Source organism: Caulobacter sp. Root487D2Y (assembly GCF_001427165.1).
Taxonomy (GTDB): domain Bacteria; phylum Pseudomonadota; class Alphaproteobacteria; order Caulobacterales; family Caulobacteraceae; genus Caulobacter.
In genome coordinates, this window is sequence record NZ_LMFD01000010.1 from 280,855 (window position 1) to 292,959 (window position 12,105).

Below are 12,105 nucleotides of genomic sequence, written 5' to 3' on the forward strand. Positions count from 1 at the left end.
CTAGGCCGGCCCGCGCTCCAGGCGGTCCAGATAGGCGCCGAACATGTCGGCCATGGCGTCGGCATAGGCGGCGATCTCGACGGCCGTGCGCGGCGTTTCCGAGAAAGCCTTGCCCACCTGGCTCAGCGTCGTCTTGATCAGGTCGCCAGCCAGATCGCGGACAGCGTCGGTCGCCATGGGCAGCGCCTCGCGCATGAAGTCGCGCACGATGTCGCCGCCGGCCGCTCGGACCTCCTGGGCCTCGGGCGCGTCGCGATAGAGCGGGGCCGCGTCGCTAAGCGCCACGCGCATGCCCGCCTCCTCGCATTCTGAGCGGACGAAGGCATGGACCAGGGTCCGCAGCCGATCCAGGGGCGGCCGCGCGACGTCGGCCAGGATGTCGCGCAGCAGGTCGGTGGTCTGGCGCCACTCGTCGCTCTGCAGCCGAAACAGGATCGCCGCCTTGTTGGGGAAGTACTGATAGACCGAGCCGACGCTGACCCCAGCCTTCTCGGCCACCCGCGCCGTGGTGAAGCGCCCGGCGCCCTCCTTGGCCAGAACCTGAACAGCGGCCTGCAGGATCGCCGCCACCAGCTCGTTGGAGCGGGCCTGGCGAGGCTGTTTCCGCGAGGAAATCCGGGGACTTGGACGATCGGTCATGGCGTGCGCGGGCAATGCGAATAGGAAACATGACGAATTAGTCGCATTTTTTGCCCGGCGCAACGACACGCGCTTTTGCATCTGGAAACGCCGATGAACACCCTGACCACCGCCCCGCTGGCGCCCTTGCTGGAGCGCCTGTTCGCGCAGGCCGACCAGACCTCGCCGATGGACCTGCCCGGCGCGGCCGCCCTCACGCCCGAGGACCTCGCCCGGCTGATGCGCAGCAAAACCGACTATGTCGACTTCTATGGCCAGATGAAGGACATGCCCCTGGCCGTCTCGCGCGAGACCGGCGTCCTGCTCTACATGCTGGCGCGCGCCGCCAAGGCTCGCACGATCGTCGAATTCGGGACCTCGTTCGGCATCTCGACCCTGCACCTGGCCGCGGCCCTGCGCGACAACGGCGGCGGACGCCTGATCACCAGCGAGTTCGAGCCGTCCAAGGTGGCGCGGGCCCGGGACAACCTGACGGCCGGCGGCCTGATCGACCTGGTCGAGATCCGCGAAGGCGACGCCCTGCGGACCCTGGCCGTCGATCTGCCCGAGACGATCGATCTGGTCCTGCTGGACGGCGCCAAGGCGCTGTATCCCGAAATCCTGGACTTGCTGGAAAGCCGCCTTCGGCCCGGCGCCCTGATCGTCGCCGACAACGCCGACCACGCGCCCGACTACCTGGCGCGCGTGCGCTCGCCGGCGGCGGGCTACCTGTCCACGCCGTTCGCCGAGGACGTCGAGCTGTCCATGCGGATCGGCTGAGTTCAAATCCGGGAGCGCGGCGCCTGGGCGCCGCGCTTCCAGCTCACCCCTCCGCCAGCGCCTTCACCCCGCCCTCGTCGCCCGGCGTGACCACGAACCGTTTCAGCACCCGGGTCTGGTACTGGGTGTCCAGGATCGTCGAAACGGCGACCAGCTCGCCCGTCGCCCGGCCGTGCTCGAGGGTCAACAGCAGGAAGCCCTTGGCGCCCTGGTCGGTGAACTTCACCTCCTTGTTGCGCGCCACATAGGCTTGGTCCAGCGGCGCGCCCGGCAGGTAGTCGCTGTAGCCCGGCGAGGTCACCGAGGTGACGCCGAACTCGGCGGCCACCCGCGTCGTCCCCGCGTCGTCCCACAGCTCGTTGGCCCAGAAGGCGTGGCTGTCGCCGGCCAGCACGATCGGCCGCGCCTTGCCGGCCTTGAAGATGTCGTAGACCCGCGAGCGGTCGGCCGGATAGCCGTCCCAGGCGTCCAGGTTGCCGGGCGCGCCGGCCAGGGACAGGCCCCGACTCTGCTCGACCGGCTTGGCGACATAGTCGGGCAGCTTGGCCAGCAGGGCCGCATAGGCCGCGTCGCCCATGGCCGCCTTCAGGTCGGGCGGGATCACCCGGGCCATGACCACCTGGTTGCCCAGCACCTGCCAGGCGGTGTCGGCCTTCATCGAGGCGTCGACCTCGCGGGCCAACCACTGCTCCTGGCCCTGGCCCATCATCCGCCGGGCCGGGTCGGCCAGCTTGACGGCGAAGGCCGCGAAGTCGGGCTTGCCGTCCTTCACCGGCAGGTCGCTGCCATAGTCCAGCTGGTGGCTGCGCGCCGTCAGCCGGGTCTCGGTCATCAGCAGGGTGGCGACGTCGCCGAACTGGAAGCGCCGCCAGGACGCCTCGGGCAGGGTCCCGGCCGCCGGCTCGCGGATCGGCATCCACTCGTAATAGGCCTTGATCCCGGCCGCCTTGCGCTTGGCCCAGTCGCCCTCGGTCTTGGGCTGATGGTTCTCGGCCCCGCCGATCCAGCTGTTGTCGGCGGTCTCGTGGTCGTCCCAGACCACGATCCACGGCGCGCGGGCGTGGGCGGCCTGCAGGGCGGGGTCGGTCTTGTACAGAGCGTGGCGGCGGCGATAGTCCTCCAGGGAGAGGAGTTCGCGCGGCGGGTCCGGCACGCGGGTCTTGGCGGTGGGCGAGGCCATGCCGTAGTCGTCGGGCGCGGCGCCATACTCGTAGATGTAGTCGCCCAGATGCAGGACGGCGTCGACGCGCGGCAGCCTGGCGATCGCGTCATAGGCGTTGAAATAGCCGTTCGGATACAGGCTGCACGAGGCCACCGCGAGGACGACGTCGCGGGTCGGGCCCTTGGGCAGGGTGCGGGTGCGGCCGCTCACGCCCTTGCCGGACGGCTTGCCGTTCTTCACGTGCCGGAAGCGGTAGAAATAGTCGGTCGCCGGCTTGAGACCCGTGACGTCGACCTTGACCGTGTGGTCGCGGGCGGCGACGGCCGTGGCCTGGCCCTGGCGGACGATGGTCTTGAAGGCCGGATCGGCGGCCACGTCCCAGCGCACGGCGATCGGGGCCGTCGTCGCCTCGGCCGTCGCCCGCGTCCACAGCACCACCCGGTCGTCCAGCGGGTCGCCCGAAGCGACGCCGTGAATGAACGCGACCCGGCCGGCGAACGGCGCCCGGGGCGTCGCCGCCATCGCCTCGCCGGCCGCGCCCGCGCCCCCCAGGCCAAAGAGGGCCAGGGCCCTGCGTCTGTCGATGGTCATGCTCAACTCCCCGGAAGGCTCACGGCGCCGCTTGGTCTTCTCGTGCGTTAGCCCCTAGAGACAACAGTAGGATGACAATGCATGTCCAGCGAAGGACTCCATGTCCCGCGAGAAAAGCTGCGCGGCAAGACGCTCAACCAGCACTACGCCATCACCTCGCTGATCGAGGAGTTGGAGGCGGTGGACTGGTATCGCCAGCGGGCCGACGACTGCGATGACCCGGAGCTGCGCAAGATCCTGCTGCACAACGCCCGCGAGGAGCTGGAGCACGCGGCCATGGTGCTGGAATGGCTGCGCCGCAGCGATCCGGAGACCGACGCGCAGTTGAAGGAATATCTGTTCACGGACGGATCGATCACCGGCCGCGAGGAAGAGGCGGAGACGTAGGGCTACGAACGGGGACACGCACTCATCCCACGATCCGCGCCCTAATCGCAGGGCGTCGGGTATGAGTGCGTGTCCCCGACGAAACCCCTACCGCCGCAGCGAGAACGTCACGCCGTAGTAGCGCGGGTTGCCGGCGATGAAGGTCGGGATGCCGAAGCCGTCGCCGGTGTTGCCCGCGTCCTTGACGTACTTCTCGTCGGTGGCGTTGGTCACGAAGGCCCCGACCGTCCAGTGGGCGAACGACGGCTGGTACTGCAGGCGCAGGTCCAGCAGGCCGTAGCTCTTCTGGAACTCGTCCTGCACCAGGTCGGGGATCAGATTGTTCTTCTGCAGGGCCGGGATGTCGTTGTCGTCGTCGAAGAACACCTTGGACTGCCAGGCGTAGATCGGCGTGAAGGTGAAGCGGCCGTTCAGCAGGTCGGCGTGCAGGCTGGTCCCCAGCGAGACCTTGTTGTCCGGCGACAGGCGGAAGCGGTTGCCGTCGCGGATGCCGGCCTTGAAGCGCCCGTGGTTGTAGCCGTAGGTCGCGAACACCTCGGCGAAGCTGGCCGCCTGCCAGGTGGCCTGGCCCTCGAAACCGTAGCTTTCGGCCTTGCCGGCGTTGGTGGTGATGATCTGGGCCCCTTCCTGCACCGACGTCTGGAAGTTGTCATAGGTGTAGTAGTAGACCGCGCCCTCGACATAGAGCGCGCCGCCCAGCAGCCGGCTCTTGGCGCCGGCCTCGTAGCTGTCGACGGTCTCGGCCGAGACCGGGGTGAACTTGCCCGGCGACATCGGCGCGGCGGGCGCGGCCGAGGACAGCACCTTGGGGCGGCGGCCGCGGGCGTAGGACGCGTAGAGGCTGGCCTCGGGCGTGATCTCGTAGCGGCCCACCAGGCGCCAGGTCAGGCCGTCGTCGGTGAAGTCCTGGGTCGAGATCTGACCGTTGCCGGTGGTCGGCTGGGCGAACAGGCCGAACATCGGAATCGGATAGCCGGCCGAGGTCGGGATGTTGGCCGCGCCCGGAACGGCCAGGGCGCCGAGAATGGCCTGCCGCGTCGCCGCCGGCTGGCTGAGCGCCCCGATCGTTCCGCCCAGGATCGAGCGCTGGCTGACCCGGGACGCGATCCCGCTGGACTTGTCGTCATTGGTGTAGCGCAGGCCGGCCGACAGCTCGAAGCGGTCGGTCACATGCCAGGTGGCGTCGCCGTAGACGTCCCACGACTTGGTCGTGCCGTAGTTGGTGAACTGCTCGGTGTGGACGCCCAGATTGTTGGCGATGCCCTGGGCCGTCGGACCGCTGGCCGCGCCGCCGGTCAGGCCGGTGACCAGGGCCGCCAGGAAGGTGGTGTTGGTCAACACCGCCGTCGGCTGCGGGTTGGGCTTGCTGAGCTGTCCGGTCAGCAGGGCCAGGGCGTAGCGCTCGTCGAACTGCAGCGGCACGCGAGTCCGGGCGTCCTCGTCGAAATAGCTGACGCCGCCGAACCAGCTGATCTTGCCGCCGTTGTCGTGGTTCAGGCGCAGCTCCTGGCTGTACTGCGTGCCGCGCGCGTCCTCGGCGAACACGAACATCGGCAGCGAGAAGCCGTCCGGGTCGAACACCTCGTCGCTGGCGAAGTGGCGGGCCGCGGTGATCGACGACAGGCTCCAGGCGTCGTTGAAGCGGTAGTCGACCAGGGCCGTCGCGCCCTGCACGAAGCGCTTGAGGCCCAGCGGCGCGCCGCCCTCGAAGCCGTAGCCGCTGGACAGGCCCGCCGGGCTGTTGGGGTCGCGGTCGCCCAGGGCCTGGCCCGTGGCGGTGTTGGTCGGGTTGAAGGCGTTGGACTTGAACGAGGTGCCCGTCGGATGGTCGGCCTCGTAGTTGAGGATCAGGTCGGCGTCGAGCTTGTCGGTCGGGGTCCAGCGGAACGACAGGCGGGCCGCGCCGGTGTCGGTCGAACCCAGGTTCCTGCCGCCCAGCACGTTCTCGATCGCGCCGTCGCGCTCCTTGTAGCGGCCGGCGAAACGGACCGCGAAGGTGTCGCTCAGCGGCACGTTGGCCATGCCCTCGAACAGGCCGTAGCCGTGGTCGCCCAGCTCGGCCCCCACGCGCCAGTCCAGGGCGTGCACGTCGGCCTTGTTCTGGATGATGTTGACCGCCCCGATCATCGCGCCGCGCCCGAACAGGGTCGACTGCGGGCCCTTGGCCACCTCGATGCGCTGGACGTCGAACAGCTCGACGTACGAACCGCGCGACTTGGAGATCGACACGCCGTCCTGGAACACCGACACCCGCGGCTCGACCGTGGCCTCGCCGCTGTCGGAGGTGATGCCGCGCATCACGAAGCCGGGGTTGTTGGGTGACTGGTTCTGGACCTGGAAGCCCGGCACGAAGGCCGACAGCTTGTCGAATTCCTGCACGCCCAGCCGGTCGAGCATGGCGCCCGAATAGGCCGTCAGGGCGATCGGCACGTCCAGGGCCCGCTGTTCGCGCTTCTGGGCGGTGACGATCAGCGCCTCGACCTGTTCCGGGGCGGTGGCGTCCGGCTCGGCCGCGTGGGCGACGCCGGCGCCCATTCCGGCGGCCAATCCGGCGCAGAGCGCCAGGCCGCTGACGGCGGTCATGAGCAAGGTGGTGCGGATCGCGCGCATCGACTATCCCCTTCGGACGCTAGGCTTGAACCTGAGCCGTTAGGCGCGGGCGATGTCCCCGATACGACATAGCCATGACGGAGCCGTGAAGACGCCTTGATCCAGCCGCCCGACCCGAGCGAGACGCTGATCGACGACGAGATCGACGATCTGGGCGCCCCCGAAGCGGCCGCCGGCGGCGACGTCGTGCGGATCGAGCTGGGCGCGGACCTGGCCGGTCAGCGGCTGGACAAGGCCCTGGCCACCGCCGCGCCCGACCTGTCGCGGGCCCGCCTGCAGGCCCTGATCGCCGCCGGCCAGGTTTCGCTGGTCGTCGAGGGCCGCGCACCGCGGGCCATGACCGACGGCAAGGCCAAGGCTCCGGCTGGCGTCTACGAGGTGCTGATCCCGCCCCCGGTCGCCGCCGAGCCCGAGCCGGAGAACATCCCGCTCAGCGTGCTCTATGAGGACGCCTACCTGATCGTCATCGACAAGCCGCCGGGCATGGCCGCCCATCCGGCCCCGGGCTGCGAGACCGGCACCCTGGTCAACGCCCTGCTGTTCCACTGCGGCGACAGTCTGTCCGGCATCGGCGGCGTCGCCCGGCCCGGCATCGTCCATCGCCTGGACAAGGAAACCTCCGGCGTGATGGTGGCGGCCAAGACCGACGCCGCCCACCAGGGGCTGTCGGCGCTGTTCGCCAAGCACGACATCGACCGGATGTACGTCGCCCTGACCCGCGGCGCGCCGCATCCGGCGGTCGGGACGATCGTCACCCAGCTGGGCCGCTCGCCCGGCGACCGCAAGAAGATGGCCGTCTTGAAGTCCGGCGGCCGCGAGGCGATCACCCACTATCGCGTCGAGAAGACCTTCGGGTCGTCGGGCAAGGCCCAGAACGCTCCGCTGGCGGCGCGCGTCGCCTGCCGGCTGGAGACCGGCCGCACCCACCAGATCCGCGTGCACATGGCCAGCAAGGGCAGCCCCTGCCTGGGCGACCCGGTCTACGGGGCCGGCGCGCCAGCCGCCCCGGTCAAGGCGGCGCTGACCGAGATCGGCTTCTCCCGCCAGGCCCTGCACGCGGCCGTGCTGGGCTTCGTCCACCCGATCACCGGAGAGACCCTGCGCTTCGAGACCCCCCTGCCCCCGGACATGGCGGCGCTGGAAGCCGCGCTCGAGGCGCTGTGACGCCGCGAGCTTCGGCTTGCGCCCTCCTTGTCTTGCTTAAGCGATACATTCAGGCCCTAATTCGGTTGCAGACCGAGCCCACTGTGGCGGGGTCGGAGGTTTCGTCCATGTTCGCGTCCCGCATCGCCCTCGCCGCCCTACTGGCCTTGCCGCTGGCCCTGCCCGGCGCGGCGCTCGCCCGTTCGGCCGACGACGAGGTGGTGACCACCGCCGCCGCCCGCGCCACCCGCCCGCCGACCGAGGCCGAACTGGCCAAAGCCAAGGCCGACGCCCAGGCCCGCGACGCGGCCGAACGCGCCAAGCCGGCCGTCGTCGACCCGCTCTCCGCCTGGATGGCCGACGCCCCGCCGATCCAGGGGGGCTCGATCGACTACGCCCCGCGCGCCGACCTCGACGTCAACGGCTACCCCCTGGACAAGGACGGCAAGCGCCAGGTCCACGGCGAGATGGGCGTCAGCGTCGGCACCGGCGGTTATCGCAGCGGCTATGTCTCGAGCCTGATCCCGATCGGCGAGACCGGAACCCTGGGCGTCGCCGTCGGCAAGACCGACTACGGCAAGCACGGCGGCTACGGTTACGGTGGTTACGGCTATGGCGGCGGCTATGGCTATGGCTGGGGACCGCGCGGCGGATCCTCCCAATCCCTGGCCCTGTCGCTGGACATGCGCGGCGGCGGCAAGCACGACAAGTCCGACACGCCGGACGGCTGCGCCCCCGGATTCCGCGACGGCGACCGCTATGTCGAGCCCGTGTGGGTCACCGAAATGCGCGGCGACAAGGGCTGCGCGGCGGCCGCGGAACGCCCATAGGTCTCACCCCTGAGACGAATCGCCTCGGGGGCGAGCAGGCTGGTCTTGTTCGCCGATACTTAAGAGCTTCCGGTCAAGGTGCCCGCCTCAGGGCGTCATCGGACCGATCTATGCAGCCGGAAATCACCGCTTTCCACCACCCCGCCACCGGACGGGTCACCTATCTGATCGCCGATCCGGCCACCCTGCTCTGCGCGTTCGTCGACCCCGTCCTCGACTACGATCCGCTGACCCAGGCGGTCGACACCCGCTTCATCGACGCCATCATCGCCGACGTCCGCGCCAAGGACCTGGGCCCGACCTGGATCCTGGAGACCGGTCTGCATACCGACCACCTGTCGGCGGCCGGCCACGTGAAATACGAGACCGGCGCCTCGATCTGCATCGGCGCTTCGGTGCTGGACAGCCTCAAGCGCCTGGTCCCCGTGCTCGGCGGCGACGGCGTCGACCTGGACGGCTGGGACTTCGACAAGCTGGCCCAGGACGGCGAGGCCCTGCCGATGGGCGGGATCGAGATCACCGCCATCGCCCTGCCCGGCCGCCTGCCCGGCGCCACGGCCTATCAGGTCGGCGACGTGGTCTTCGCCGGCTCGGCCATCCTGCCGCCGGACCAGGGCCTGGACGACAGCGCCGCCCCCGGCGCCGACCCCGCCGGCCTGCACGCCGCCGCCCGCCGCCTGCTGAACCTGCCGCCGGCGACCCGGATCCTGGTCGGCTGGACCGGCGACGTCATCGACGCCTGGAGCACCACGGTCGCCGAGCAGAAGGCCCGCAACATCGACGCCGGCGACGCCGTCTCGGCGCAGGCCTTCGTCGCCCGCCGCGCCGCCGTGGCGGCCGCGCCCGGTCCGCTGGCCGCCCCGGCCCTGCAGGTCGGAATCCGCGCCTTCCGCCTGCCGCCGGAGGGCGAGGACGGCAAGCGCTTCCAGCCCGTCGATATCAGTTCTATTTAAAAACGAACTTGCCTCGCCCCGTCCCGGCGCGTAGATGCTTCGCACGCGAAGAACTGGGCACGCGAAGGAGACGCCCCATGGCCGAAGACAACAGCGCCGCCCCATCCCCGCTCGAAGCCGCGCGGAACGTCGGCGACGGCGATCGCAGCGCCGCTCTGACAGCCGGCCAGAAGGGCCACCTGCCCGATCTGCTGGGCCTGGAATGGCTGGAAGCGGCGCCCGGCCGCGTGCGCGGGCGCATGACCGTGACCCAGCGCCACATGGCCCCCAACGGCTTCCTGCACGCCGCCAGCGTCATCGCCCTGGCCGACAGCGCCAGCGGCTACGGCTGCGTGGTCTCGCTGCCCGAGGGGGCCAGCGGCTTCACCACCATCGAGCTGAAGTCCAACTTCCTGGGCACGGTGCGCGAGGGCGGCGGCGTGGCCTGCGAGGCGACCCTGGTCCACGGCGGCCGCAACACCCAGGTCTGGGACGCCGTCGTCACCGCCGAGGCGACCGGCAAGACCATCGCGCTTTTCCGCTGCACCCAGATGGTTCTCTATCCCAAGGCGTAGGCCGGGCCCGCCCCGCGACGGGAAACCGCGCCCCGCGACACAAAAGCTTGTCACAGGCCCTTGCACTCTTTCGGCGGCGCCGCTAGGTATCCCGCCCTCACTCAAGGCCAGCCCCCGGGCAGGCCCCGAAGACCCCCTGGAGAGGTGGCAGAGTGGTCGAATGTACCGCACTCGAAATGCGGCGTGCCTGGAAGGGCACCGTGGGTTCGAATCCCACCCTCTCCGCCACCACCCCATCCCAGTCAGTGCCAGAACGCCCCCGGGCGTCCCGCAAATCCCTGAACCATAAGGGATAATCGCGAAAACGTGTTTCGACACGTCTCACGCGATCCAACACGCTCCGAGTCTCATTTGTGGGACGAAGTGTGGGACAAAATGGCCCGACTTTGGGAACGCCTGACGGCGCTGCAGGTCAAAAGGACGACACGGCCGGGAATGCACCCGGACGGTGGCGGCCTCTATCTGATGGTCCAGAAGGGCGGCGGTAAGTCCTGGGTCTATCGCTACATGCTCCAGGGCCGCGCCCGCGAGATGGGGCTAGGTCCGGCCCATACGATCAGCTTGTCGGAAGCGCGCGCGATGGCGCGCGACGCCCGCCGCCTGAAGTTCGACGGCATCGACCCGATCGAGCAACGTCAACTGGCTCGCACACGCTCCACGTTGGAAGCCGCCAAGGGCTTCACGTTCAAGCAGGCGTCGTCCGCGTATATCCGCGCGAACAAGGCCGGCTGGCGCAATGAAAAGCACGCCCAGCAATGGGAGAGCACCCTGACGACCTACGCCGGTCCGATCTTCGGAAGTCGCGGCGTCTCGGACATCGACACAGGGCTGGTGCTGGCCGTCCTAGAGCCGATCTGGTCCACCAAGCCCGAGACCGCCAGCCGCGTGCGAGGGCGCGTTGAGGCGGTGCTCGATTGGGCGACCGCCAGAGGGCTGCGCGAAGGCGAGAACCCGGCGCGCTGGAAGGGGCACCTTGAAAAGCTGCTGCCGGCGAAGTCGCGCGTCCATAAGGTCGAGCATCACGCCGCCCTGCCCTACGCCGAGTTGAGCGCATTCATGGCTGCACTGAATGACCAACCAGGCGCCGGGGCGCGGGCTCTTGAGTTCACGATCCTCACCGCCGCCCGTACCGGAGAGGTCATCGGCGCGGAATGGAGCGAGATTGATCTAGCTGGCCAAGTTTGGATCATCCCGGCCGACCGAATGAAGGGGCGCAAGGAACACCGCGTTCCCCTCACGGCGCCCTTGATAGAGATCCTTGAAGGGCGGAAGGCGGACTACGCCGCCGTGATCCGGCGCGTTCTCGAATCCAAAAGGCAGCCAATTCCAGACGATATACCACCCGTCGGCCCCCTCTTCTGGGGCACGCTGTTTGGTAAGAAGCTGAGCAACATGGCGATGCTGGCGGTGCTGAAGCGAATGAAGCGCGAAGACCTCACCGCCCATGGCTTTCGCAGCACCTTCCGCGATTGGGCCGCCGAGACCACCGAGTATCGAAGCGAGATTGTCGAGATGGCCCTCGCCCACACGATCGGGAACAAGGTCGAAGCCGCTTACCGGCGCGGCGACCTATTCGAAAAGCGCAAACTGCTGATGGACGACTGGGCCGTCGCCGCTGGCCGCGCACACCGGGCGGCGAAGCCTGCCCCAGGCGCACAGAGTGTGCCTCAAACCCACTCCGCCTGATCAGCTCCGGCTGTTCGTCACACGCTTGCTAAAGCCGTATCCGGCATCCGCGAACCACAAGCGATCTAGTGAAAGGTGGGGTTATCGCTACGCACCTTGTGAAAGGCCGTGCGCCGCGTCGCCTTTCATAAATGGCAGTGACACGCTGCCCCCCTTCCTGTGCGGCGATCCACTCGAAAACGCCAACTTCTGGCGGACCGCCGCCGCAAGCGGCGAGCAGGGTCTGCCTCATAGATCGGGATGGATCTCGACCCGCTTTCGTTCATTTCGTTTATTGCGTTTAATTCGATTAAGGGGTACAACCCGTCCTCAACCGGGAGCACCAAAATGACTATGCCTGCATTCGCCAAGGAGCTTGGCGATAGGCTTCCGTCTGCCGATGAGCGCGCCGCCGCCAACCAACTTCGCAAGATCCTGGCGGCGCAGGCGACCGGCGAAGCCGAGTCCACGCTACGTCTTCTCCAAGAAGATAAGACGACCTCTGAGGTCGTGCTCACTCCGGCGCTTTCGCGCCTGCTGATGGAGGTGCTTCGTCACGTCGGGCGTGGCGATGCGGTGACGCTCGTGCCCGTCAGCCAGATGCTGACGACGCAACAGGCCGCTGACATCTTGAATGTGTCGCGCCCTTACCTTGTCGGCCTCCTAGACAAGGGCGAGATCGCCCATTCCCTCGTTGGACGGCATCGCCGGATCAAGGCTGAGCATCTCTTCGACTACAAGCAAGGGCGCGACGGAAAACGAGCTGCGGCGCTGTCGGAGCTGGCTGCCCTGGATGCGGAGCTTCTGTAGTC

11 protein-coding genes and 1 tRNA gene are annotated in these 12,105 nt (G+C 68.8%); 9 read left to right on the forward strand and 3 right to left on the reverse strand.

The genetic code is table 11. From position 1 onward, the window contains the following. A complete protein-coding gene (locus ASD38_RS11280) occupies positions 1-639 on the reverse strand; it encodes a TetR family transcriptional regulator (RefSeq protein WP_056461361.1) in 639 nt (212 codons plus the stop codon). 93 nt (positions 640-732) lie between these two features. On the opposite strand from ASD38_RS11280, the gene ASD38_RS11285 reads away from it, so the two are divergent. Continuing rightward, complete coding sequence (locus tag ASD38_RS11285) at positions 733-1,398, forward strand: O-methyltransferase (protein WP_056460146.1); 666 nt, start codon at positions 733-735, stop codon at positions 1,396-1,398. A gap of 43 nt (positions 1,399-1,441) precedes the next feature. Here the strand turns inward: ASD38_RS11285 and ASD38_RS11290 are convergent, their stop codons facing one another. Further along, positions 1,442-3,151 (reverse strand): alkaline phosphatase D family protein, encoded by a 1,710-nt coding sequence (locus ASD38_RS11290; protein ID WP_056461364.1) that lies wholly within the window; start codon positions 3,149-3,151, stop codon positions 1,442-1,444. Between the two features lie 81 nt (positions 3,152-3,232). Between ASD38_RS11290 and ASD38_RS11295 the strand changes: the two genes are divergently transcribed. Further along, entirely contained in the window at positions 3,233-3,538 is a 306-nt protein-coding gene (locus ASD38_RS11295; RefSeq protein ID WP_056440478.1) for a ferritin family protein, read from the forward strand. 87 nt (positions 3,539-3,625) lie between these two features. On the opposite strand, the gene ASD38_RS11300 is transcribed toward ASD38_RS11295, so the two are convergent. Next, positions 3,626-6,148, reverse strand: coding sequence for a TonB-dependent receptor (locus ASD38_RS11300; RefSeq protein WP_056460149.1), 2,523 nt, complete (start codon positions 6,146-6,148; stop codon positions 3,626-3,628). A 96-nt stretch (positions 6,149-6,244) separates the two neighbouring features. Between ASD38_RS11300 and ASD38_RS11305 the strand changes: the two genes are divergently transcribed. From ASD38_RS11305 to ASD38_RS11335, 7 genes are all read left to right on the forward strand, one after another. After that, positions 6,245-7,312, forward strand: coding sequence for an RluA family pseudouridine synthase (locus ASD38_RS11305; RefSeq protein WP_082560736.1), 1,068 nt, complete (start codon positions 6,245-6,247; stop codon positions 7,310-7,312). Positions 7,313-7,419: 107 nt separating this feature from the next. Beyond that, on the forward strand, positions 7,420-8,121 hold the full coding sequence (locus ASD38_RS11310; RefSeq protein ID WP_056460151.1) for a hypothetical protein: 702 nt from the start codon (positions 7,420-7,422) through the stop codon (positions 8,119-8,121). 110 nt (positions 8,122-8,231) lie between these two features. Continuing rightward, positions 8,232-9,074, forward strand: coding sequence for an MBL fold metallo-hydrolase (locus ASD38_RS11315; protein WP_056440474.1), 843 nt, complete (start codon positions 8,232-8,234; stop codon positions 9,072-9,074). Between the two features lie 77 nt (positions 9,075-9,151). Continuing rightward, positions 9,152-9,628, forward strand: coding sequence for a PaaI family thioesterase (locus ASD38_RS11320; RefSeq protein ID WP_056460154.1), 477 nt, complete (start codon positions 9,152-9,154; stop codon positions 9,626-9,628). A 138-nt stretch (positions 9,629-9,766) separates the two neighbouring features. Beyond that, positions 9,767-9,856, forward strand: a tRNA-Ser gene (locus tag ASD38_RS11325). Between the two features lie 123 nt (positions 9,857-9,979). Continuing rightward, positions 9,980-11,314: a tyrosine-type recombinase/integrase gene (locus tag ASD38_RS11330; RefSeq protein WP_235523820.1), complete on the forward strand. Its 1,335-nt coding sequence runs from the start codon at positions 9,980-9,982 to the stop codon at positions 11,312-11,314. Between the two features lie 240 nt (positions 11,315-11,554). After that, the gene (locus ASD38_RS11335; protein WP_200946005.1) at positions 11,555-12,103 is read left to right on the forward strand and encodes a helix-turn-helix domain-containing protein; all 549 of its coding nucleotides are present in this window, start codon (positions 11,555-11,557) and stop codon (positions 12,101-12,103) included. The last annotated feature ends 2 nt before the right edge of the window (positions 12,104-12,105 follow it).